Annotated in this window: 11 protein-coding genes; 4 read left to right on the forward strand and 7 right to left on the reverse strand. The window is 53.1% G+C overall.

The genetic code is table 11. The features are described 5' to 3' along the window. Nucleotides 1–189: 189 nt before the first annotated feature. The 4 genes from BK816_RS07320 (at nucleotide 190) to BK816_RS07335 (ending at nucleotide 5,148) form a co-directional block, all read left to right on the forward strand. Complete coding sequence (locus BK816_RS07320) at nucleotides 190–1,281, forward strand: ABC transporter ATP-binding protein (RefSeq protein ID WP_071164587.1); 1,092 nt, start codon at nucleotides 190–192, stop codon at nucleotides 1,279–1,281. 207 nt (nucleotides 1,282–1,488) lie between these two features. Further along, complete coding sequence (locus tag BK816_RS07325) at nucleotides 1,489–2,856, forward strand: DUF4032 domain-containing protein (RefSeq protein ID WP_083379145.1); 1,368 nt, start codon at nucleotides 1,489–1,491, stop codon at nucleotides 2,854–2,856. A gap of 13 nt (nucleotides 2,857–2,869) precedes the next feature. Beyond that, a complete protein-coding gene (locus tag BK816_RS07330; protein ID WP_071164588.1) occupies nucleotides 2,870–3,643 on the forward strand; it encodes a glycerophosphodiester phosphodiesterase family protein in 774 nt (257 codons plus the stop codon). 149 nt (nucleotides 3,644–3,792) lie between these two features. Continuing rightward, nucleotides 3,793–5,148 (forward strand): MFS transporter, encoded by a 1,356-nt coding sequence (locus BK816_RS07335; RefSeq protein WP_156982010.1) that lies wholly within the window; start codon nucleotides 3,793–3,795, stop codon nucleotides 5,146–5,148. Nucleotides 5,149–5,350: 202 nt separating this feature from the next. Here BK816_RS07335 and BK816_RS09555 read toward each other — a convergent pair whose 3' ends face one another. The 7 genes from BK816_RS09555 to BK816_RS07370 all read right to left on the reverse strand — a co-directional run bounded on the left by BK816_RS09555 (nucleotide 5,351) and on the right by BK816_RS07370 (nucleotide 26,042). Next, nucleotides 5,351–10,498 (reverse strand): family 20 glycosylhydrolase, encoded by a 5,148-nt coding sequence (locus BK816_RS09555; protein ID WP_083379146.1) that lies wholly within the window; start codon nucleotides 10,496–10,498, stop codon nucleotides 5,351–5,353. Between the two features lie 166 nt (nucleotides 10,499–10,664). Continuing rightward, on the reverse strand, nucleotides 10,665–17,324 hold the full coding sequence (locus BK816_RS07345; protein ID WP_071164591.1) for an S-layer homology domain-containing protein: 6,660 nt from the start codon (nucleotides 17,322–17,324) through the stop codon (nucleotides 10,665–10,667). 84 nt (nucleotides 17,325–17,408) lie between these two features. Further along, a complete protein-coding gene (locus BK816_RS07350) occupies nucleotides 17,409–22,334 on the reverse strand; it encodes a family 20 glycosylhydrolase (protein WP_071164592.1) in 4,926 nt (1,641 codons plus the stop codon). A gap of 225 nt (nucleotides 22,335–22,559) precedes the next feature. Further along, nucleotides 22,560–23,582, reverse strand: a complete 1,023-nt coding sequence (fbaA, locus tag BK816_RS07355) for a class II fructose-bisphosphate aldolase (protein ID WP_071164593.1) — start codon at nucleotides 23,580–23,582, stop codon at nucleotides 22,560–22,562. A gap of 269 nt (nucleotides 23,583–23,851) precedes the next feature. Continuing rightward, entirely contained in the window at nucleotides 23,852–24,583 is a 732-nt protein-coding gene (locus BK816_RS07360; RefSeq protein ID WP_236842316.1) for a TrmH family RNA methyltransferase, read from the reverse strand. Nucleotides 24,584–24,671: 88 nt separating this feature from the next. Beyond that, nucleotides 24,672–25,241 carry an orotate phosphoribosyltransferase gene (gene pyrE / locus BK816_RS07365; RefSeq protein ID WP_071164594.1) on the reverse strand — a complete coding sequence of 190 codons (570 nt, stop codon included), beginning with the start codon at nucleotides 25,239–25,241 and terminating at the stop codon, nucleotides 24,672–24,674. Between the two features lie 24 nt (nucleotides 25,242–25,265). Further along, nucleotides 25,266–26,042 (reverse strand): SDR family NAD(P)-dependent oxidoreductase, encoded by a 777-nt coding sequence (locus BK816_RS07370; RefSeq protein WP_071164595.1) that lies wholly within the window; start codon nucleotides 26,040–26,042, stop codon nucleotides 25,266–25,268. Between the last annotated feature and the right edge of the window lie 2 nt (nucleotides 26,043–26,044).

The raw sequence follows: 26,044 nt of genomic DNA on the forward strand, positions 1-26,044 counted from the left end.
TTAAGCCTAATCGAAATACCCTTTTTGAACCGTGCAGACACAGCCATTTCGTGGCATAATCGGTGGCAGTTGGGTTCCAATGAAGGAAAGCGGCCCAACCGTGTCAATGTGGACACCATGATGGCGACCACTAAACACCTTTCACAACGGATCGTCCGGCACGTACCTGCCGGTGAAGGAATATTAATAATGGCAACAGTAACTTTTGACAAAGCCACTCGTGTTTACCCAGGCGCAGACAAGCCTGCTGTAGACCAGCTTGAGCTCAAGATTGAAGACGGCGAATTCTTGGTTCTCGTCGGCCCTTCCGGTTGTGGTAAGTCCACTTCTTTGCGTATGCTCGCCGGTTTGGAAGACGTTAACTCGGGTCGAATTTACATTGGCGACAAGGACGTTACCGACGTTCAGCCCAAGAACCGTGACATCGCAATGGTTTTCCAGAACTACGCTTTGTACCCACACATGTCCGTGCGCGACAATATGGGTTTCGCTCTAAAGATCGCTGGCGTTCCGAAAGACGAAATCAAGAAGCGCGTGGAAGAAGCTGCTGAGCGTTTGGACCTAGTCCAGTACCTCGACCGTAAGCCTAAGGCTCTTTCGGGTGGTCAGCGTCAGCGTGTGGCCATGGGTCGTGCAATCGTTCGTAAGCCTCAGGTGTTCTTGATGGACGAACCTTTGTCGAACTTGGACGCTAAGCTCCGTGTTCAGACCCGTACCCAGATCGCTGCTCTACAGCGCGCCTTGGGTGTTACCACCGTTTACGTTACCCACGACCAGACTGAAGCTCTGACCATGGGTGACCGCATTGCAGTTCTAAAGGACGGCTTGCTCCAGCAGGTTGGCACCCCTGAAGAAATGTACGACCGCCCAGCTAACGAATTCGTTGCCGGCTTCATTGGCTCCCCAGCCATGAACATTGGCAAGTTCAAGGTGGAAGGCGATACCGCTATTCTTGGTGGCGCTCGCATCCCGATTTCGGCAGCCACCAAGGCTGCTATGGTTCCTGCCGACAACGGCATGCTAACCATTGGCTTCCGCCCTGAATCCCTCGAAGTTGTTTCGGCTGACACCGAAGGCGCTATCCCAGTTGTTGTCGACTTTGTCGAAGAATTGGGCTCTGACTCCTTCGTCTACGGCAAGCTAGCTGGTGAAGGCAACGACTTGATCGTCCGCGTCCCACCACGCACTGCCCCAGCTCCAGGCTCGACCTTGAATGTTCGCATTAAGGAAGGCCAGTCGCACTTGTTCAGCGCTTCCTCAGGCTTGCGTTTGCCAGCCTGATCAGCTGACCTAGTCTGATATATAAAGGTTTCCCAGCCTTAGCCTCGTGCTTTGGTTGGGAAACCTTTTTATATTTTCCGCCAAACTATGGGTGTGTTTGGCAGACAATCATCATTTTTCGTTACCGGCAGTATCGTTCATTTAACATTTTGGCTAGTTTCCCTACAGTTGTCGACGGAATCGTCTCAAGCATGAAAGAATAGAGTCATGCCCAGATCCGCAATGCAGATTACCGCCGCTAATGTTGACCCAGCTCTTTTGGATCTTCCTTGGGAGTTGCCGTTGGCCGAGTGGCCTGATTCCGTTTTAGCCGCTTTGCCTCGTGGTATTTCTCGTCACGTGGTGCGTTTCGTAAACTTGTCGGGGCGTGTCATTGCGGTTAAGGAAATCGGCGAAACCGTAGCTCACCACGAATACGAGCTGCTTCGCGATCTGACTCGCCTGGGTGCGCCCTCGGTCATTCCAACCGCAGTAATCACGGGACGTCGTGACGCTAACGGGGAAGAGCTCAACAGCGCCCTCGTGACAGAGCATTTGCAGTTTTCTTTGCCTTACCGTGCTCTTTTCGCCCAGTATATGCGTGGCGAAACCGCACACCGACTGATTGACTCTTTGGCGGTACTTTTGGTGCGTTTGCACTTACTGGGCTTCTACTGGGGCGATGTTTCACTTTCTAATACTTTGTTCCGGCGCGATGCCGGCGAGTTCGCCGCCTACCTGGTGGACGCGGAAACTGGTGAACTCCATCCAAAGTTGACCGACGGTCAGCGCAACTACGACCTCGATTTGGCCCGCACGAACATCATCGGCGAACTGATGGATCTGCAGGCCGGTTCTTTCATGCCCGAGGACGTGGACGTGATTGAAATCGGCAACCGCATTGCTGAACGTTATGACGCTCTTTGGGCAGAACTAACGGCCGAAGAATCCTTCAGTATGGATGATCGTTGGCGAGTAACCGCCCGGATTAGTCGTCTCAATGAGTTGGGCTTTGACGTGGGCGAATTGTCGATGGCTACGGACATGGGCGGTGCTACTATTCGAATCCAGCCGAAGGTAGTGGATGCAGGACATTACCACCGCCAGATTATGCGTTTGACTGGTTTGGACGTGCAAGAGGCCCAGGCACAGCGGATGTTGAACGATCTGGAAACTTACCGCTGGTGGAAGGGCCGCCAAGATGATCCGATCGAACTGGTTGCCCATGCTTGGTTGGCTGAGATTTTCGAGCCGGTTATCAATGCGATTCCACCTGCTTTGCGTCGCAAGTTGGAACCGGCGCAGATTTTCCACGAAGTGTTGGAGCATCGTTGGTTCTTGGCTGAGCAGGCGGGGCACGATATTCCGCTCGAAGAGGCAACTAGGTCCTATGTAGACAGTGTGCTTTCGCATCGTCCAGATGAAGCTGCCTTCCTTGAACCGCTTGGGGACGAGGACGAGTTCAATGGATATGGTGTTTTTGACGAACCGGACGAGTTTAATCCGAATGCTGACGATGACGATGTGGTGTTTGAGCCAAGTATGATCCGTGGTGGCGCCACCCCGACAAGTGCTGGGGATTCTCCCGCCTTCTAAGTATTAAGGAGTTATGGTGGATTTGATTTGGGCTGATTCGGCTGATCCGGCAGATTTTTTCTGGGCTCATCGTGGCCTTTCGGGCTCCTATCCAGAGAATACGATTCCTTCTTTATCTGCCGCTTATGAAAGCGGTGCAAAGTGGATCGAAACTGATGTTGATATTTGCGATGACGGCACTTTGTTGATTTGTCACGATTCCACTTTGGATCGCACCACGAATGTTTCTGGGCGAGCGGTTGATTTGGTGGCCGAGGACTTGGCTCATGTGGATGCAGGTGGCTGGTTTTCCCCCAAGTTTGTGGGCACTCCCCTGCCTTCGCTGGACGAGGTCGTTGCTTTGGTTAACGAAACCGGTGGCAATCTGAATCTTGAACTCAAGCCAACTGAAGCGGGCGCGCGGGCAGCGCATAGCCTAGTTTCTGGGGTATTGGATGAGTTGGAAGCAATCGAGGATCCTTCTCGAGTTTTGATCTCATCTTTTAGTCCATTGTTGTTGGCAACTTTGCATCAAGCAGCTCCCCAGTATCCAATTGCTTGTTTATTCGAGCAGGCCACTTTGGGCCCTGATTGGTTAACAGTTTGCGAATTGGTTGGTGCTAGTGCCATCCACCCTGAGCTAGCTGGTTTGACTCGCGAAATGGTTCAAGAGTTTAAGGCAGCGGGTTTGCAGGTCCATGTTTGGACAGTTAACGATTTGGCTACCGCGAATAAGCTGCGTAACTGGGGCGTTGATGCGGTTTTCACCGACTTTGCTGATCGTTTTATTGCCGCTTGGGCTAACTAGTTTTAAGCGTTGAAACTTCCCTGTTTTTCTCGTCTCTATTGAGACGTATGAAACAGTTCAAGGTTGAGCGTCTAATACCACATTGCTCGTGTGTACTTTGTTGCGTCTTTCGGTTTAACCTGTATCGAACGCAATTTTCTTTATGGTGAATGATGATGGATAGTCAAACGAAATCTTCAAGTCGTCCACGTATTTTCGCGGCGACTTTTGTCTCTGAGCTGGCCGTTGGCGCCCATGTTGGTGGTGTCGGCGCGTTGATTGCTATTTTGGCACGAGATTTCAACGTTCCGATTAATGATTTCGCTATTTTGAGTTCCTTCTTGGGCTTGGGCATGATGCTCTTTAGCCTGATTTCTCGTTGGCTGCTTGATTTTACTGCCGGAACAATTTTGCGTCTTGCTTCCTATCTAGTCATTCTTGGCGCCCTCGGTTCGGCATTTTTACCTTGGCGTTGGATGATTATTTTGGCCGGTTTAATGACCGGTTTGGGAGCTTCTCTTGTCATTTTGATTGTGCCAGCAGTGTTGGCTGGTCCTCGCCGTGCTCGCGATATTGCCTTGGCGAATGGGGCATCTTCGGCAGCTTCTGTCGCAACCCCGCTGCTTTATGGCGTCCTCGATTCGATTCCAGGGTTCCAGGGTCGTTGGGCTGTACTCATTATGATGCTGCCAGCGATTTATGTTTTGGCCACGATTAAAAATATTGACTTTGTTAATACTCCCTCGGCTTATGCAGAACGTTGGCGTGGTCGCCGTGGCCGTCGTCGTCGTAAGGACTTTGCAGATGCTTTCGGCCAGGTTGGTACGGTTCAGGCCTTCGGTGGCGCTGAAAACGTTGCTGATGACGAATTAGCGCGTGCTACGATGGCTGCTGCCGCTTCCAGCGTGCACGTTCCTGACTTGTCCGTGAGTGAGTATGTGCCTGCGAGTTTAGCTCCACACGTCGATCCGTGGAAGCAACGTGCTCGTGTTGGTACCGGTATTTTCCGAGTCTTTTTGAGTTTGCTTCCTGAGTTTGCTCTTTACACTTGGGGCATCGCTCGTCTGGTTCAGATTGGGGTTCCAACTGCTACTGCCGCTTCTTTGGGTGCGGTTTTCCCCTTGGGTGTTGCTGCCGGCCGTTTGTCGGCCTCATTCTTGATCCGCTGGCGCTATATTTTCTTGGCCTCGATTCTCTCTACTGTTGCTGGCACTACGATTGTGGCGGTTGGTATTAACACTCCCCAACTGGTTGCGGGCTTGTTGCTTGCTGGTATGGGTACGGCGTTGCTTTACCCGATCACGGTTGACGATATGGTTGCGCTTCCCGGCTTGTCAGCGAACCGTGCGGCAGCACTGTCATCTTTGGGCGGTGGCGCTGCGGTGTTCCTGATTCCGATCGTGCTCCCACAGGTTCAGAGTGTTTTGTCAACGGGTGAATCTTTGCTCTTGTTGGTGCCGCTGGTAATCTTGCTTTACTTGCTTCCAGATGGCCGTAAGTACGAACCGCTACCTGAAATCGACTAGTTTTATTTCGGACTTAGCCTTTGCCGAGGACGGGCTATTCTCGTTGCGGCCGTTGTCGACTTTTCTTGAAGTCTAGGATGACTACAGGCAAATAGGTGGTTTCACTCGTGTGAAGCTTTTGATTGTTACTGAATTGTTTGTTGCCCCCATCTGGTGTTTCCAGGTGGGGGCAACAATGCTATTTGAAGCTAGCTAAGACGCTTTACTTCACCGTACCGTTGTGGACCATACGGAAGATGAAAGCGGCCATCGCACGACGCTCAATCGGCTGAACCGGACGATAAGTACCATCAGCCCAACCAGTCGAAATATTCGCACGACGCATCCACGCAATCGCCTTATGATGCAAAGTCTTAGCATTCACATCCTTAAACGGAACCGGCTCATTAACCACCAACTTATTAGGGTTAACATGCTTCGAACACTTATCTTCAAACTTCGCACAGAAACGATACATAAACGCCGCCATCGCATCACGATTAACCGGCTGATACGGACGATAAGTACCATCAGCCCAACCAGTCGAAATACCAGCATCATGCATCCACTGAATCTCACGCCAGAACAAAGTCCGCTTCTGATCCACATCCTTAAAGACCGGACGATAACCCTTCACATCAGGACGACCAGCCAAACGATACAAGAACGCCGCCATCGCCTCACGATCAATCCCAACCGCAGGACGGAAAGTCTGATCCGAATTAAAACCAGTAGTAATACCAGCCTCATACATCCACTTAATCTCACCAGCAAACAACGCACCAGAAGGCACATCCTTCGCAACCGAGAAAACAGGAACAGACGCACGAACCAAGAACGGATCCAAAACCTCAGGCTCAGGCTTAGGCGCCGGCTTCACCGGAACAGGAACCGGCTTCACCGGCACAGGCTTAGGCACAGGCTTTGGCTCAGGCTTAACCGGGGTCGGGTCAGGCTTAGGTGCTGGAACCGGAGCTGGCTCCTTAGTCGGTTCAGGCTTTACCGGAGGCTTCGGCTTTACCGGAGGAAGCGGCTTCGGCTCAGGCTTAGGATCAGGCAAAACCGGGGTCGGCTCTGGCTTTACCGGAGGCTTCGGAGCTGGAGTCGGTTCTGGCTTTACCGGAGGCTTCGGAGCCGGGGTTGGCTCTGGCTTTACCGGAGGCTTTGGCTGCTCTGGAGTTGGCTTGACCGGTGGCTGAGGCTTCGGTGCCGGTTCCTTGGTAGGTTCTGGCTTAACCGGAGGCTTCGGCTGCTCCGGAGTTGGCTTAACCGGCGCTGGGGTCGGTTCAGGCTTTACCGGAGGCTGCGGCTTTACCGGAGGTAGCGGCTTAGGCTCTGGCTTAGGATCAGGCAAAACCGGGGTCGGTTCTGGCTTTACCGGAGGCTTTGGCTGCTCTGGAGTTGGCTTGACCGGTGGCTGAGGCTTCGGTGCCGGTTCCTTGGTAGGTTCTGGCTTAACCGGAGGCTTCGGCTGTTCCGGAGTTGGTTCCTTAGTAGGCTCAGGAGTTGGCTCCTTTGTCACTTCAGGAGTCGGCTCAACAGTCGGCTCCTTCGTCGGCTCAACAGTCGGCTCCTTCGTCGGTTCAGGAGTTGGTTCCTTGGTCGGCTCAGGAGTCGGTTCAACAGTAGGTTCTACGGTTGGTTCCTTGGTCGGCTCAGGAGTTGGTTCCTTAGTCGGTTCAGGAGTTGGCTCTGGTTTCTTTTCAGCCTTCACAGTTACCACGAAACGACCAGCAGGAGTTACCACCACAAGTTTTTGTGATTGACCTGCTGCTGGAGCTTCAATAGTGACATCTTGCTTTTCAGCGCTGAGATCGGTGTAAGCGAGTACCTGATGATCGTCGTAGGTCCATACGGAGATTTGACCGCTATCAGGACCATTTTCCAATTTGAACGTAACGTTCGCGCCTGGTTCGACGGTTACCGTGGTGGAACCGTCCTCGGCTACTTCTTGGTCAACTTCAGGTGCAGTTACCTTTAAGGCTGGGCCAGTTTGTTCGCCACAAAGACCGCCAACCATAATTTCGCCTGCGCCGGCGAAATCATCACCGTTATGGCTATTGAGGCCAACTAGCTTCACGAAGTTACCAGGCTTGGCATCGAAGGAAACAACTTGAGGTTGTTCTCCGGCCTTAAAGGAACCCTTGGCAACCGCTTCGCCCCAGTTCTGCCCGTCAGCAGAAACGTAAACTTCGTAATCCTTGATCCGGGTATTAGTGTTTCCCTTACGTGGGAAGTATTGCAAAGCATCAACCTTGCAGGTCTTATTTAGGTTCAAGGAGATGAAGTGAGGGAAGTGATCCGCAGGATCAGCCCAACGGGTGTGCCAGAAGGTATTCACATCCCCATCGATCGCAGCGGTGGCAAAGCCATTTGGTGCGGTCTCGTTTTCAGCTTGGGAGCTGTAGGCAGCAACAGTCAGGCCATCAATTGGATTTTGCAGCTTTGGCGTTTCTGGACCCCAAATAGTGACCTTCGTGGTGGCAACCTTGTCACCTTGAGTAACCTTCAAGTCGTAGACGCCTGCAGGAACGTCAGGCAACACGTAGATAAACATGTCGCGAGTGCCGTCGGTGTCTGGACGAATCTGACCGAGGTTGTATTTACCGAGGGTAACTTCGGCAAACTTATTTGGTTCAAAGTTTTCAACATGTAGTTTCAACCGTCCAGCTGGTACTGCATACTCAGTTTGGCTTACTACCTTTGGCTGACCAGTTGGCTGCCATGGCTGGAAGATTGGAGCAGTGGGGGTTCCACTTTCTACCACGTTAACTTTGGCCTTGACCGTCTTATCGCCGATAGTCAAAGTGACATCCTTTTCGCCAGCAGTGGCGAAAGTATGCGTTGCCGAAATAGCGTACAGCGAAGAAGCATTGTATGCGCTTCTTGCTAGCTTCGGGGTCAGAGTGGCATTTTCTACTGGACTGCCGTCTCCCCAGTTGATTTCAACTGTTTTGCCTTCTCCGACCTTCGACTTCGAGGTACCGTCCTCGTCATTCACGGTGTCAGTAACAACCTTCTTACCATTATCGGCGAGTTTTGTACCCGGAGCAGAAAGGTAACCGAGCTGGATATTGGAGCCAGTGGTCAGTGCGGTGCTCTTAACACCGGCAACATCGTAGTTCCATTCGGTGGCAGGGCCGTCGTAGAAATTGGTGTTATTCGAATTGAGATCGATGGCCACCTCAGCGACGCGCTTCTTAAAGCTTGTGAGGTTACGAAGATCCTGTGGAGTCCAGCCGATTTCAGCATGCGAAAGAGCACGCATGAAAGTCAGGAACTCGACCTGATCAAGGCCACGAACCGTTTCAGACCAGAGCACGGCCTCGGTACCCACGATTGGGTCATCGGTGCCCATTCCTAGGAAGGTCTTCGGGTTCCAGTTGTAATAACGCGGGAAGTCACAGTTACCTTGGCAGGCCCAGTTTAAGGCCAGTGGGGTTTTACTGGTGTACTTCTGATCTAGGTAAGATTCTGCTGGCTTCGAAAGCAATACTTTGGCATTACGATTTCGAATTGCTCGTTTAGTCGGTTCAGCACTACCAGTCCAGTAGTGCATGATGTCGCCTTCACGCAAAGTAGTTGCGTTCGAAATTTCGTTCCAGCCTAGAGCGGTCTTGTTATTGTTATGAACAATATCGAGGACCTTACCAAGGAAAGCATTGTACTTTGCTTGACCATAACGGTGTTCGAACTGGTGCGGTTCATCGCCACCGATATGAATTCGGTTGCTCTTGGTCATCCCTGCAAGCTGTCCGAAAACGTGCTTTAAGAATGCGTCTGTCGCCGGTGACTCAGGATCAAGATATGACCAGCCAACTGCGCCGGTACCATTTGCTGGCGAGGTGGGCTGTTGCTCGGTGCCAGCGTGATGAGAGCCAGGAGTATTCAACTGTGGAATTGCGTGTACCGCGGCGTTTGTATGTCCTGGAACGTCGATTTCAGGGATGATCTCGATGTGGCGTTTTGCTGCGTATTCTTGAAGATCCTTGTAATCCTGTTGGGTGAGGTAACCAGTACGGCCCTGTTCTCTTGAGGACTGCTTTTCGTGTGCCCACATGGCGGTCTTGCCAGATACCTCAGTGAGCTTGGTGTAGTCGATATCGTCACCGTCAGCTCGTCCCTCGTTTGTAATTTCGATGCGCCATCCTTGGTCATCGGCGAGGTGGAGGTGCAAAACAGACATCTTAAACATTGCTAAGTTATCAATTAGCTTTTCGATGTCTTCCTTTGGCACAAATGAGCGGGCAATATCAAGGCCAACGCCACGGTAAGAATACCGCGGGGCGTCCTTAATCTGAACTGCCGGAGCTACCCAGTCTTTGATTACTTCCTGCTTCATGTTGATGAAGCCTGGGAAGAGCTGGCGAAGAGTGGCAGTACCATTAAATACGCCATGGTTGGAAACACCAGTAATGGTCACGCCATCTGGGGTGGTCACCAAAGAATATGCTTCTGGCTTCCCAGCATAGCCCTCAACTGTTCCCTTTCTGAGGGTGATGTTTCCATTACCCTCGGCAGTTTCAACCACGGGTAGAGGGAATCCAGTCGCGGTGCGAAGCGACTGGGCTAATAGGTTAGCTTCGTTGGCAAGATCAGACGGAGCAACAATCTTAGTTTGGTCGGTTAAGGTGAAGCTCTGTCCTGCAGTTTCTTCCAAGTGTGCTGGAAGGGGGACGAGGCCGTAGTTGCTGTCGCGATTAGCTGGAGTTGGCGCAGGCGCAGGCTCTGGACCAGTCCAAGCTTCCATCTCCCATAAGGAGGCGCCCCACTTACGACCGCCGATTGGGGTGCGCTCGCGTACCTGCAACTTCATTGCAGTATATTTCTTTTCGGCTTGTTCACCGGATAGTTTGAACACGAATTTGCTGGATTCATGCTTTACGGGGCATTCTTGGGCATCGGACGACGCTACCTTGACAAAATCTTCAGATCCCTCAGCTTTGAGGAGTAAATCCCACTTCTTTGGGCAGGCTGTTTCCCAGTGAAGATTCACATGATCAAGTTTGGAAGCTTCTCGGAATGTTACGGTAGCCCAAGCGTTGTCATCATAGTTAGAGGACCAGCGAGATTCTTCAGCACCGCTAGCTTCCGGGTTAATAACACCATCGATTAGCTTTTCTGGTCCCCATTTTTCTTGAACTTCGCGACCAGACGTAGTGACTCTGCCACCATTAGAAGCAGCTGCAACGTTCACTGCCACATTCGTTGTGGGAGTTTCAGCAACTACTGGAGATGCAGGCTGTGGCGCTGCTTGCGCCAAAGGTGCAGTCAAAGAGGCACCTGCCGTTAACAATGCCACAGCACTCAAGACTGAGACACCATTCTTGAATGTCCGTTTTAACGGAGAATGTTGGAATTGTGTTTCCATTCGAACCTCACTGTTCTCTTGAAATGTAAAAAGCTAAGCCATTAAAAATAACCAGCAATCCCTATTATTTTACAGGAAAAATAGGCAAATAGACTAACTATAAAAGATAGAAAATGGGGTGTAGGGATTTACAAATCCCTACACCCCATTTTAGGTGCGAGCTAAATCAGCAGTTCTTCTTACCGTTGTGAATCAATCGGTAGATGAATGCAGCCATAGCATCACGGTTGATTGGTTCCAATGGACGGAAGGAGCCGTCAGCCCAGCCCTTAGAAATGCCGGCTTGACGTGCCCAATCCATGGCCTTCCAGTGTTCGTCACCCTTGCTCACATCTTTAAAGATCTGATGCTGATCAGTTGCCTTAAAGTTATTAGGAGCAACATCTGGGGAAACGACATTTGGATAACGTGCAGCGAAACGCTGCAAGAATGCGGCCATCGCGTCACGGTTGACGTATTCCTTTGGACGATATTCTACGCCACCCCAACCGGTGGAAATACCGGCCGACTTCATCCACGAGATTGCACCGTAGAACGGGTTCGCGCGATTCACATCATTGAACATCTTCGATGGAACACGGTATGCTGGCTCCCCCGCTAGGCGGTACAAGAATGCCGCCATTGCTTCACGGGTAATTGGAGTCACCGGACGGTAGGTATTATCTGCCCAGCCCTTGGTGATTCCTTGCGAACGCAACCAGTAGATTTCACCAGCGAATAGCAAATCACGCGGAACATCCTTGAACAACTTGGTGTCAACTACCTTTGCGTGAGCAACGTACATGCACTGTTGAACTGGCTTTGGCTGCGGCTTTGGCTCAGGCTTGACCGGGGTCGGCTTAGGCTCTGGCTTCGGCTGCGGCTTTGGCTCAGGCTTAACCGGGGTCGGCTTAGGCTCTGGCTTCGGCTGCGGCTTAGGTTCAGGCTTAACCGGGGTCGGCTTAGGCTCTGGCTTCGGCTGCGGCTTTGGCTCAGGCTTAACCGGGGTCGGCTTAGGCTCTGGCTTCGGCTGCGGCTTAGGTTCAGGCTTAACCGGGGTCGGCTTAGGCTCTGGCTTCGGCTGCGGCTTTGGAGCAGGCTTAACCGGGGCCGGGGTCGGCTCAGGCTTTACCGGAGGCTTCGGCTTAACCGGAGGAAGCGGCTTCGGCTCAGGCTTCGGATCAGGCAAAACCGGGGTCGGTTCTGGCTTTACCGGAGGCTTAGGAGCCGGAGTCGGTTCAGGCTTAACCGGAGGCTTAGGAGCCGGGGTTGGCTCTGGCTTTACCGGAGGCTTCGGCTGTTCCGGAGTCGGCTTTACCGGAGGCTTCGGCTTTTCCGGAGTCGGAGCAGGCTTTACCGGAGGCTTAGGCTGTTCCGGAGTCGGCTTTACCGGAGGCTTCGGCTTTTCCGGAGTCGGAGCAGGCTTTACCGGAGGCTTAGGCTGCTCTGGAGTTGGCTTCACCGGTGGCTTCGGCTGTTCCGGAGTTGGCTTCACCGGAGGCTTCGGCTGTTCCGGAGTTGGCTTTACCGGAGGCTTAGGCTTTTCCGGAGTTGGTGCAGGCTTGACCGGAGGAACTGGGGTTGGGACCGGGGTCGGCTCAACAGTTGGTTCCTTGGTCGGCTCTGGTGCCGGAGTAGGAACTGGGGTTGGAACCGGAGTCGGCTCAACAGTTGGTTCCTTGGTCGGCTCTGGTGCCGGAGTAGGAGCCGGGGTTGGGGCCGGAGTCGGCTCAACGGTAGGTTCCTTGGTCGGCTCTGGTGCCGGAGTAGGAGCCGGGGTTGGGGCCGGAGTCGGCTCAACAGTTGGTTCCTCGGTTGGCTCTGGAGTTGGTTCAGGCTGTGGGTAAGCAAGGTTAATCGCCTTGATGTTTACAGACCCGAAATCGCCAAAGACGAAACGGTTTTCACCAAAGTGTGCCGGGCAGGTGAACTCAGTAGTGGTTTCACCAGCCTTTAGCGCTACCGTCTTGGTTGAACCATCTGGGCAGGTAACTTCAGTGGAGCCATCTTCGGTGGCAGCATATTCGAGTTCGAAAGTACGCTCACCGCTCTTTTCCAAAGTGAGGTCAGCTTGGCGCCACTTACCAACCGAAGTTGCTTCCTGGCGTGGCTTTTCTGGGCCATCGTAAACAGGCAATACCAAAGCATCAACGTTTGCGGCTGGGCCGTTTGCGTAGAGCTTGATGTCGTTCTTGCCCTTGTGCATCGGGCAAGTGAACTTGTAGCTACCGACAGTTTCATAGCTGCCTGTTTCTGGTGGATCGTATTCATGCTTAGTACCGCCACATTCAATGATGAGCTTTCGAGAAGCGTCGCCCTTGATGTAACGAAGTTCTAGTTCACGATTACCATCAACTTCGGAGTAGACCGGAACAGTTACCTTGCCACGGCCGCCACCAATGTAGCCAGCGACCCCACCGTTGGAAGCTTCGCTCTTATTTTCGGTGCGAGCGTTACCTTCGTAGACACCATTCTCGCCCTCGTAAAGCAATGCGCTAGGAGCATTTTCAGTTGCGGGAACTTCAGATGGAGTTAGCGAAGCGGTAAGCGGCTCTGGCTTAGGAATTGGCTTAGGCTCAATCACCTTAACCTTGGAGGTACCGTTGTACTTGCCCTGAGTGAAGGTTACTGTACAGTCACCCAGAGCGGTTTCTGCTGGTACAGCAACCTTAGTCGCAGTAAGTGCGCCATTTTCATCAGTGGTGACAGTCTTTTCTGGTAGGCCACAAGAGAAGCTCAAAGTGCCTTCATGCTGTGGCAATGCGTTGGCAACTGCCACGGTAAAGGACTTACCCTGTTCAACTTCATCTGCTGGATCCAATGCCAACTGTGGAGCTGGCTTGAGCACAGTGAAGGTGGCGTTAGCAGTGTACTTACCCTGGGTGTAGGTAGCGGTACATTCTCCAGCTGTAGCGCCTTCAGGCACGGTAACGCTCTTAGGATCGAAGTTTCCTTCAGCATTGGTCGTTACCTGCTGGGTTTCAACTCCACAAGAGAAGGATAGATCGCCAGAAGTTTCCGGCAAGCCACCAGTTAGTTTCAAGGAAACAGCTTCTCCAGCTACCACCTTGTTGCTGTTTTCTACAGTCAACTGTGGGTTTGGAGTAGGAATCACAGTAACTGGCAAGTAGCCGCGGAGTTCATCAAATCCGGTCCCTTGGAAGGCTCGCGCCATTAGCTTGGCACCTGCCGAGATACCGGTCAACGGTAGTGTCACAGTGGCAACGCCAGAGTCGTTGGCATCGCCCGAAACAGTAACGCCGTTAGAGAGTCGAACACTCACTGGCTCGCCAGCACGAACACCATTAACAGTGAAAGTGACGTTATCGTTAGCAACTGCATGACCAGCAGTCATCGAGATTTCGTTAGCGGTATCGCCCTCGGTTGGCAAGAATACCGAGCGGAACTCGAGATCGCGGGCAGAACCAAGATCGGTGAACTTAACCTTGTTCAAACCAGGGTTCATGTTGCAAGCGAAGCGAACCTGAGCCTTGTTTGGATCAAGTACCAATTCCTTGGTTTCATCATTACAAGTAACATGTGCGGTCACTGGCTCGTTGACAGTGTAAGCGAGGTCGAAGAAACGCTCGCCTGGCTTTTCCTGAACGACATTAGCGCTCTTGGCATCGTCAGCAGTTACCAATGGGTAAATCTGACCGGAGCCCTTGGCCCGCCAGAACGGAATACGAACATCGTCAACATTCGCGGCCTTCTTCGGGGAGAAGAACTTGATGACGTTAGCACCCTGCTTGAGGTCACACTGGAACTTATGTGCCTTTGTGGTGTTGTAGTCAACGGTCTGTTCGAGAGATGTCTCCTGCTGTTTACCGTTACATTCCATGGTGATCTTGCGATCGCCTTCACCATTGATGTAATCAAGCAAAATGTCGCGGGTGGCGCTAACTTCGGAGTAAACGGTAAGAGCAACCTTGCCGCGGCCACCACCGATGTAACCGGCAACCTTGTCGCCAGAAGCACCAGGACGATCCTCGGTCTTACCCTTGCCTTCGTATTTACCCTTTTCACCTTCGTACTTCATGGTGCCATCAGCTTCGACTGGAACCTGGGCCTCAATGCTGCCTGGTTCTGGCAAAGTTTCTGGACGCTGATCGTTACGGCGAATGGTAACTGCACGATAGGTGCGGAGTTCCTTGGTGCCGCTCCCCTGCTTTGCTACTAGAAGCTGAGTACCACCAACATAGGTAAGTGGAGTAGCAACATCTACAGTGCCGTTACCGGACTCGTTAGTCTGTCCCGATCCGGTAATGCTGTCCGAACCACCAACAGTGATTGGCTGGCTGGCCATAAAGCCGGCAACCGATGCTGGAATCTTATCACCACCGTAAACCAACTCAGGAACATCCAAAGTTGGCTTAGGTAGAGTGGCACCTTCAGCAGGAACGTATGTTGCTTCCAAGGAGTTCACGCTGGTGCTACCCAAGTTGGAAACGACAAGCTTGTTCTTACCTGGAGTGACATTACAGGTAAAGCGAGCAACGTTAGCGTTGGCCGGCAAATTCAATTGCTTTTCTTCGCCGTCTGGGCAGCGAACTGAAGCATTCTGGCTGTTTTCTCCCATGTAGACCAAGTCGTAGCTGCGTTCGCCACCCTTTTCGGCGATAACAGTTGCCACTTGGGTGTCATCAGCTGGTTCGGTGGAGTAGATTTCACCAGAGCCAGTGTCAGAGAAGTAAGGAACGATCACGGCATCGACGTTCACGCTGGTGACATCCGAGTAGAACTTGATCGGGTTTATGCCGCGCTTCATATTGCAGCGGAATGGAACCTGAGCAGTATTGCCGTTACCGGTAGTTGCCGGGTTGAGAGTCTGCTTTTCACCGCCACATTCAATCGTGATACGGCGGTGATCTTCACCCTTAATGTATTGGAGCTTTAGTTCGCGCTCACCGTTAACTTCAGAGAAGACTGGGACGGTGACTGAACCGTTTGAGTTACCGAGGTAACCAGCAACTTGCCCCTTCGATGCTGGGCCCTTGTTTTCGACGCGAGCGGCACCTTCCATGATGCCCTTTTCGCCTTCATAAACGAGGCCGGCTGGAGTGGCATCTGGCTTCACATTTTCAGATTGCGAAGGAAGACCTTCAGTCTGAGCAGCATCGGTTGCCAAAATAATGGCGCCGTCAATGGTGGCACCGATGGCCGAGGACGCATCGTTCTTCTGATCGAGGACACGAGCCTTAACCACGTGCTTGCCATTGGTTAGACCACGCTTTTCGAAGACCTTTGCTCGTTCAGCCTTATTGGCTGCGTAGTGATCGATGACGAACTTTTCACCATCGTCGATCTGGTATTCAACCTTGCCTTGGTCTGGGCCCTGGAGAGCATAAACCTCAACACCGGTTCCCTCGAAACGCATCTGCCAAGTATCTTCCGCCGTGGTGCTCTGGTGGAAAGAGCCACCATAAGCGTTGGCATCCTTGACATCAGTCCAAGAACCCTTGAGGTTAAAGTTAGCTTGATGATCGCCAGTCCAGCGATCATCAGTAGGCATCGCATCGCGCTTCCAAACACGAACGTATTCGTATTCCGACGGACGAGCATTACGGAAATTTTCGTAAAGACGAGAATCGTTCACGTGAGAGTCATAGGGAGCACGTAAACCAAGCGACAACAAAATCTTCATTTCGTTGAAGTTATAGACAGACTGGTTTCGCTCCCACCAGAGTTGGCCATCTACGTACCAACGTTGTACCGATGGACCCCATTCAAAACCGTATACGTGGAAGTCTTCACTGGGATTATAATCTGGCCTTCCCCAGTAACCTTCGGAAGTGTGGCGTGACTGGGTAGGTGTACGCCAAATGTGGTGTGCCAAATCAACGGTCTTGGGAGTACTTGCGTTCTGGCCAAGTTCGACGATGTCTAGTTCGGTGGCGTAATCGCCTTCACGGCCATCGAGCCAGAAAGCTAAACAAGTACCTGGAATTGGAGTACCAGATTTTGCCTTAACCTCGAAGTAACCGTACTTGACGCGCTCCTTCGACCAGATACCGCCCGAGCGATACTGGGTGGTGCGACGATTCTCGAAACCACCGTTGCTAATTAGTTCTGGACCATTGCCGTCCTTTTTAAAGGAAATGTCATCTAGGAAAGCATGATCGTTCCAAGTGATACCGGATGATTGCAAACCTACCTTACAGGTAGGGCTACTTACTGGAACTTCAAGCGTGTACTCAGTCCATTGACCGTTGTTGCGAGGGATATCCAATTCCTTATTAGCACCACCGCAATTCTGAGCGATGAGCTTTACTTCCCCTTGGGTGCCCTTCGTCTTAATCCAAGCCTTAAGCTTGTAGTTTCCATTAGAAAGTCCAGAAACAGTTTGCGTAGTGGTTACCGCAAAGTCGTCATAAAACCCTTGACCTAGAGCTGATTGACCACTATGGTGTTCATCAGTCGTTACGTAGTCCGCATGCTGGCCTTTCGAGTTACCGTCTAAAATTCCAGTATCGAAGTTATTAGGCACAGTCGAAAAACTGTCGCTGGGGTGGAATGGATCCTGTAGTAGGTTCAGATTGCCGTTACTTACGGTGGCGTTGGCATCGTCCCAGCGCCATTCGGAGCGCCAAGACCAGTTGTTTGGGAGACGTTCATAGTTGTCTCCAAGGTCGTTATTAAATTCATCAGAATACTGTGGCTGGAACTGCCATCCCTCAGTATTCGACTGGTCGGAAACCGGCAGGAAAGGCTGTTCGGTCGCTGCTGCTGGTGGTGCTGTCGATGGTTCCTCTGCAGCTAGCGCCAAGCCAGCTGCTGGGACCATCGTCAATCCCAAAGTAGAAGCAGCAACCGTCGCGATTAGACGCCGGTGACTGAGATACTTCATCGTACTTCCTTCTTTTGTCATTGATCAATGCGGACAGGGTTGGGGACTAATCCGGGAACTAGTCCCCAACCAGAGGTTTATATTTTAGCCGAGGCCGTTATGCTTCATACGGAACAAGAATGCGGCCATAGCATCGCGGTTGACGTTATCGAGTGGACGATAGGTCTTATCGGCATAACCGGTAGAAATGTTAGCCGTCCTCATCCATGCCATTTGGTGATGGAAGAGATCCTTCGAACCAACATCTCGGAATGGACGTTCAACCTTAACTTTCAGCCGGTTAGGATCGACGTGTGGCGAGCACTGGTTTGGATACTTGCTGCAGAAACGGAATAAGAAAGCTGCCATCGCGTCACGATGAACTGGTTCTTCTGGTCGGAACGTATTATCGGCCCAGCCAGTGGAAATACCAGCTTCACGCATCCATTCGATTTCCCTTGAGAAGAAGTTCGTACCTGGAACGTCCTTAAATGGTGGTCGCTTATTAGCAACCGTTGGGCGTCCCGCCAAACGGTATAGGAAGGCGGCCATTGTCTGACGATCAACTGGTACCAATGGGCGGAAAGTGCCATCTGGCCAACCAGTCGAGATTCGAGTACGAATCAACCACTTGATTTCACCGGAGAACAAAGTCGTGGCCTCAACGTCCTTTGCAACACGGGCATCAGGAGAAGCTGCCGTAACTAAATATGGATTTAGTTCCGTGGGCTTCGGAGCCGGCTTTACCGGAGGAAGCGGCTTGGGAGCTGGCTTCGGATCTGGTACTACCGGGGTCGGCACAGGCTTTGGCTCAGGCTTGACCGGGGTCGGCTTTGGCTCAGGCTTCGGCACTGGCTTAGGCTCAGGCTTAACCGGAGTCGGCTTAGGCTCTGGCTTAACTGGTGGCTTTGGCGCTTCCGGAGTCGGCTTAACCGGAGGCTTCGGCGCCGGAGGCTGTGGCTTCGGTGCCGGTTCCTCAGTAGGCTCAGGCTTGACCGGAGGCTGTGGCTTCACCGGTGGCAGTGGCTTCGGCTCTGGCTTCGGGTCAGGCAAAACCGGGGTCGGTTCAGGCTTAACCGGAGGCTTAGGAGCCGGAGTCGGTTCAGGCTTCACCGGAGGCTTTGGTGCTTCCGGAGTAGGCTTCACCGGAGGCTGTGGCTTCGGTGCCGGTTCCTTGGTCGGCTCAGGCTTCACTGGAGGCTCAGGCTTCGGAGCAGGCTCCTTGGTTGGCTCAGGCTTCACTGGTGGAACTGGAGCTGGAGTAGGCTCAGCAGTAGGTTCCTTGGTGGGCTCTGGTGATGGAACTGGTGCTGGAGTTGGCTCAACCGTAGGTTCTGCAGTTGGCTCAGCAGTGGGTTCCTTGGTCGGCTCAGGAGCCGGAGTAGGAGCCGGAGTGGGTTCAACGGTTGGCTCCACACTTGGTTCCGGAGTCGGTTCCGGTTGCTTTTCAACCTGAACGGTTAGATTAAAGCGACCCTTAGGCGTTACCACCACCAGCTTGAGGCTTTCGCCTTCCGCTGGGGCGTTCAGCTGAACACTCTGGTTCTGGGCAGAAAGCTGAGAGTGAGCCAAAACTTCAGGTTCGTCAGCGGTCCAGACCGAAATCTGACCTGACTGCGGGCCATTCAAGAGTTCAAAGTTTAGCGGTTCACCGGCCTCGGCCTTAACCACGGTGCTACCGTCTTCAGCAACCTTAGTAGTGCCATTACCAGTTGTGACCTGGAGGCCAAGCACCTGAGTATCGGCGCAAGTACCACCGACGCGGATTTCACCCGCACCACCAAACGGCTCACCATTGTGGCTGTTCTTGCCTACGAGCTTCACAAAGTTACCGGCAACTGGAGCAAAGTTAACCACAGTAGCGGTCTTTCCAGCAACGAAGGAACCTGAAGCAACTGGGGAACCCCAGTTCTGGCCATCGGTGGAAACGAAGATGTCGTAATCCTTGATACGAGTATTAGTGTTGTCTTGGCGTGGGGTGTATTCCAAACCGTCGATCTGGCACTGCTTGTGCAAATCAAGAGAAATGAAATGCGGGAATTGAGCTGCTGGGTTTGCCCAACGAGTGTGCCAATAGGTCTTCGGGTTGCCGTCAACTGCGGCTTTAGCCAATCCGTTTGGCTTCGGGCTCTCGTTATCAGCTTCCGAGCTGAATCGATCCACAGTGAGACCACTAATTGGGTTCTTTAGAACCTGCTTTTCTGGTCCCCAAACGTTAACCTCAGCGCCTACCGAACGATCACCTTGAGTGAAGGTCAACGGTAGCTTACCAATCGGGGTATCTTCTGGAATGTAAAGGGCGAGGTCCACAACCCCATCCTTATTAGGACGAACCTGTCCCAAGTTCTTTCCATCCAAAACCACCTCGACTAGCTCGAGTGGCTTGAAACCATTGACCTTAATAGGCAAGCGGCCCTTCGGGTTAACAGTCTTGGTACCAAGTTCAAGGGTTGGATCCCCAGCTGGCTGCCAAGGAGTGTAGAGCGGTTCACTTGGGGTGGCACCGGCCTGCGAAGTGACCTCAGCGAAAGTTTCCTTACCATTCAAGGTTAGCTTCACGCGATGCTTACCAGGGGTGGCAAAAGTATGCTCTGCGGTCAGTACGTAAAGGTCGGGAGCACCATAAAGATTACGAGGACGAGGCGAAGTTACCTTAGCGGCCTCGAGTGGGCTGCCGTCACCCCAGTCGATGACGACTTTTTGTCCTGAGCCCAATGGTGAGTTCGAAACGCCGTCGGCATCGTTGGTGGTATCCGTAACCAGAGTCTTACCGTTAGCGGCAAGTTTGGTACCCGGAGCGGAAACGTAGCCAAGCTGAATGGTGCTGGCCGAGGTCGGAACGGTGGAAGCGACACCAACTAGGTCGAAATCCCACTTCACTGCAGGGTCATCGTAGTAGTTGATGCCAGCGGCAGCCATGTCAGTTCCGTTTACACCCGCGCGCTTGAGGAAATTGTCATTCTGACGCTTTGCCTGCGCAGTCCAACCAACTTCAGCTTGGGAAAGCAAGCGAGGATAGGTCATGTACTGGACCTGATCCAAACCACGGACAGTTTCGGTCCACAAGGCAGCCTCAGTGCCTAGCAGTTTGGAATCATCCATCCCGAGCTCGGTGGCTGGGTTCCAGTCATAGTGGGTCAAGGTATTACAGGGGTTACAAGCCCAGTTCAAACCCATCGGGGTCTTCGGGTTGTACTTCTGAGCCACATAGGCGTGCTTAACCTTGGACATGATTACCTTCACGTCCTTATTACGCACTGCCTGCTGGACTGGCTTAATATTACCCAACCAGTACTGGAGGATATCTCCGGACTTGAGCACACCAGGGCTGTCTGCGACCTCGTTCCAGCCGATTGGGGTCTTGCCCGAATCGCGAACGATCTGCATTACCTTGGTGACGATTTCTTCGTACTTGCCGTGACCATAACGCTGGAGGAAGGAGTGCGGTTCGTCGCCACCGATATGCACCTTATCGGAGTGAGTCATTGCGGCCATCTGCTTAAAGACGTGACGCAAGAAGTTGTAGGTGGCAGGCGAATCTGGATCCATGTAAGACCAGCCAACGGCACCGCCAGCGGCTGCTGGTGAGGTCGGTTCAGCCTCGGTTGCTGGGTGCGAGGAACCAGGAGTGTTCAACTGTGGGATCGCGTGCAAGGCAGCATTGATGTGGCCGGGCACGTCGATTTCTGGAACGATCTCAATGAATCGCGAGGACGCGTAGTCCTGCAATTTCTTCCACTCATCCTGAGTCAAATAGCCAGTGCGACCAACTTCGCGCGATGCCTGCTTTTCGTGAGGCAACATGGCGGACAGGCCGCTATCAGCGGTTAAACGAGTGTAGTCGATATCGTCACCGGGAGCACGTCCCTCATTGGTGATCTCAATGCGCCAGCCCTGGTCGTCAACCAAGTGCAAGTGCAAAGCGGTCATCTTGTAAGCTGCCATTTCATCAATGACCTGTTTAATGTCTTCGAATCCCACGAATGAACGGGCGATGTCGAGCATGTAACCACGGTAGGAGAAGCGTGGCGCGTCCTTAATGGCTACCGCAGGAATTTTCCAGTCAGCCAATACCGGGCGAGACATGTAAACAAAGCCAGGGAATAGCTGGCGCAAGGTCTGGGTGCCGTTAAAGACAGCCTGTTCGCTGGCGCCAACGATTTCCACTCCGCCTTCATTGGCGGTCAAAGAGTAGGCTTCATTCTTTCCGGCATATCCAGCAACTTCACCGGTTGCGAGGGAAATGTCGCCGGCTTTCTTGCCACTCGTTACTACGGGGAGTTCGTAACCGGTGGAGGAACGCAAGGTGGTGGCCAGCATATTTGCCACTCGAGTCAGGTTAGCAGGTGCCACAATCCGGGCCGTAGGTGCCAATACGTAGGGGGCGCCTTCCTGAGCAGTCACACTATCGGGCAGTGGCACCAAACCAGTTTGGGTGGCAACTTCAGCCGGCGCAGCCGGAGTCGGAGCCGCTACCTGAGGGGCATTCCAAGCTTCGATTTCCCAAGCGGAAGAACCCCAGTAGCCACCGGCCACTATGGTCTGCTTGCGAACTTGCAGTTTAATAGCTTTGAACTGTTCGTTCTTGCGGTTTTCAGGTAGGTCTACGGTAGTCTTGAGGGCCTTGCCGGGATCGGCACACTGCTGATTATCTTCCGAGAAGACTTTTTGGAAGCTTTGCCCGTCAGTGGAAACCAGCAAGTCCCACTTTGCAGCACAAGCGCGACCCCAGAAAACGTTTACGTGGTCAAGGACAGTCTTATCCTTGAAAGTGACAGTTGCCCAAGCACTATCTGAAACATTTGAGGACCAGCGGGATTGTTCAGCTTTAGCAGCGTCTTCATTGACGACACCATCGATGAGTTTATCCTTGCCCCAACGTCCGTCCGAGACTTCAGTCCCAGAAACTTCTACGGTTGCACCATTGCTAGCAAGTGCAAAGTTCTTTGCTGCCGCTTCGCCATCTGCGGCAAACGCGGATGCGGTTCCCAATGCTGGAAGACCAGCAAGGGCTAGCGCAGAGACGCCCATTATGGCTGTATATCGGCCAAAAACACCTGTACGGGAATGCTCCCGAGGGGAATCAGTCATCTATCTCCACCACCATTGTGAAAGTAGGAAGTGCACTGCATCGTGCACACTAGTACCCCGAGATTATCTCATATTCAAAGTAAAAATGCAGTTGCAAGAATAAAAGTGAGGCGAGAGGATCACTCCTCTCGCCTCACTTTTAAAAGCTAGTTAGCTAAGTGGCAATCAGGCCATCTTCTTGCCAACAGAGCCGAGACGCTGGCAAGCTTCGACTACGCGAGCAGCCATGCCTGCTTCAGCAGCCTTGCCCCATGCACGTGGGTCGTACTGCTTCTTGTTGCCGACTTCACCGTCAACCTTGAGGACGCCGTCGTAGTTCTTGAGCATCCAGTCAACGACAGGACGGGTGAAGGCGTACTGGGTGTCGGTGTCAACGTTCATCTTGATGACGCCGTTGCGAACAGCGGTAGCGATTTCTTCTTCGGTCGAGCCGGAGCCACCGTGCATAACGAGGTCGAATGGACGTTCCTTGCCAACCTTGGCGCCAACTTCATCCTGAATCTGGCCGAGGATTTCTGGGCGGAGCTTAACAGCACCTGGCTTGTAAACGCCGTGTACGTTACCGAAGGTTAGAGCGGTAATGTAGCGGCCCTTTTCGCCGAGGCCGAGAGCTTCAACGGTAGCCAAAGCATCTTCGGTGGTGGTGTAAAGCTTTTCGTTGATTTCAGCCTTAACGCCATCTTCTTCACCGCCGACAACACCGATTTCAACTTCGAGGATGGTGTTTGCCTTAACGGAGAGTTCTAGCATTTCCTTGGCGATTTCCAAGTTTTCTGCCAATGGAACAGCGGAGCCATCCCACATGTGGGACTGGAAGAATGGGAGGCGACCAGCCTTAACTTCTTCAGCTTCTAGTTCGAGAAGTGGGCGTACCCAGCTGTCGATGTTCTGCTTGGCGCAGTGGTCGGTGTGCAAAGCGATGGTGACATCGTAGTTCTTTGCAATTTCGCGAGCGTAAGCAGCCATTGCCAAGGAACCAGCAACGCGGTCCTTAACAGTGGAGCCGGACCAGTATTCAGCGCCACCAACGGAAACCTGGATGATACCGTCAGATTCTGCCTCAGCGAAACCCTGGATCGCAGCGGTTAGGGTCTGCGAAGAAGTAACGTTGATAGCTGGGTAAGCGAAACCGCCCTCACGAGCGCGGTCGAGCATTTCGTTGTAAACCTCTGGGGTTGCGATAGCCACTTTGGGGCCCTCCTTGTGTAGATCAATTACCCCTCTATTGTTCCACAACACAAAGATGTTGCACGATGCATGTCGGCCTGAAATTGCGATTCGCGCCAATAGCGAAAAAATGGAGCACTTTAGCTGGGCAGATAGTCCCAGTCACTCCCGTTATCTTTAGCGGTAGAACCTAAGCGTAGTGATGAGGCTTATGCCGATGACTGGAGAAGTGAACTAGCCAGCGGCAGTCATAGGTTCGCCCAGTTGCCCTGACCTTTCAGACCGACGGCTCAGGCGCGACGGGCGTCCTCGGCCAAGTTCCAAGTCCACATAGCGATGGCTGCCGCGTGACCCACATTCATAGAACGCGTGGAACCATACTGATTAATGAAACAAACCTGACCGCAAAGGGCACGCATTTCCTCGGATAGGCCCTGCGATTCGGTTCCGAAGACCAGTACCGTTCCGCGAGGTAAATCGGCCTCGGTAATGGGCTTTGCCCCAGGAATAATATCAATTCCTAGCGGAGTGACTTCCGCCTGCTCGCACCACTGGGCAAAATCGGCCACACTCGGGTGGTGGAAAACGTGGAGGTAGCGGTCAGTAACCATGGCTCCGCGTTTGTTCCAGCGTTTACGTCCCACAATATGAACAGTGGCGGCGCCCATCGCATTGGCGGTGCGCACAATCGAGCCAATGTTGAAATCGTGTTCCAGATTTTCAATGGCCACATGGAAAGGACGACGTTTGGTATCGAGGTCGGCCACAATCGCCGAAGTCTTCCAATACCGGTAGCAGTCGATCACGTTGCGGCGGTCGCCCTCGGCCAGCAAAAGCGGGTCGTACTGGTCTCCACTGGGCCAGTTCGCTTCCCCACCAGGCCAGGGTCCCACACCCACTTCGGGGTTTTCTTCGCCCGCGTTTGTGATTGGAGCTTTAATCCGCTCCCCGGTTTTGCGACTGAAATCGGCTGCGGGATCAAACTCGGTTTCCTGCTGTGGGGTCATCGACTGCTCGGCCATGCTTGGTTCCTGTGGGTTTTCGTTTTGGGTAGCACTAAAGCCCAACTCTCCCCCGTTGGGGTGGGTTGGGCTTAGCGTTGGGTTTGACTCAGATGTCAAGGTCGTTCAGACCGAGGGCGTAGAGGTACTCGTAGCCCTTCTCGCTGATGCGCTCGGCAGCACCGGTGTTGCGGTCGACGATTACGGCCACAGCCAAGACTTTGGCGCCAGCTTCTTCGAGTGCCTTGGCGGCCTGTAATGGCGAACCACCAGTGGTAGAAGTGTCTTCCAGTACGACTACGCGCTTACCCTTCACGTCAGGGCCTTCAATCTGGCGCTGCATGCCGTGATCCTTGGCTTCCTTGCGCACCACGAATGCGTCAATGTCGAGGCCGCGGGAAGCAGCGGCGTGCATGATGGCAGTTGCGACTGGGTCGGCACCCATAGTTAGGCCACCAACGGCGTCAATATCGTCAGGGGTAAAGCCTGCTTCTTCGAGCAGATCGAGCATGACGTGGCCGACGAGTGGCGCAGCTTCGTGATGCAAGGTTACGCGACGCATGTCGACGTAGAAATCAGATTTCAACCCAGAAGCTAGAGTGACTTCCTGGTGAACAACAGCTAATTCGTTTACCAGCTGTGCAAGACGCACGCGGTTTGGATCATTCGCAAAACTCATGGCTTAAGTCTAACCCAAAGGGGCTCAAACTACCGGATGCTCAGGGTCGCCGATTCGTGACGCAATTTGGCGCACCACGGACCTGGGAGCTAGGCGCATAACCTGATCGAGGACGGCGTAACGCCAAGTTGGGACGACTTCCACCTGTCCGCGACGGACTGCGGCTAGGGATTGGGAGACGACCTCGGCCACGTCAATCCACATGAACTTGGGCCAAATGGTGTGGTCGAGCCCGCCCCGCTGTTGGAATTCGGTCATCACCCAGCCGGGCATGAGGGCCGTGACGGTCACGTTCTTGGGGGCCATTTCGAGGGCGAGCCCTTCCGTGAAGGATCGTACCCAAGCTTTATGCGCCGCGTAGGTACCATACGGGGTGCGCGAAGCAATCGAAGACACATTCAGGATGGCACCGCGACCGCGCTCGCCCATGGCATTGGCGGCCGCATGGGCCAGTCGCATGACGGAACGAACCATCAGATCGAGGGCGTATTCCTCTTTCTCATAAGAGCCGGCTGCGAATGGTTGGCCTAAAGCCATGCCCGCATTGTTAACCAGTAGACCGACGGGAGCCTGCTTGGCCGTAAGGCGTTCACAGACTTTTTCCACGTCCTCGGGCTTGGTCAAATCTGCGGGTAGCACTTCTACCTTGACCCGCGCGGCCTGAGTGATTTTCTGTGCAGTTTCGTTTAGCTTTTGCTCGTTGCGCGCCACGATCACTAGGTTGTGACCGGCAGCCGCAAGCTGCCAACAGAATTCTTCCCCAATGCCACTGGTGGCGCCGGTAACTAGTGCGGTTCCCATTT

The sequence above is a fragment of the Boudabousia tangfeifanii genome (genome assembly GCF_001856685.1).
GTDB classification, from domain to species: domain Bacteria; phylum Actinomycetota; class Actinomycetes; order Actinomycetales; family Actinomycetaceae; genus Boudabousia; species Boudabousia tangfeifanii.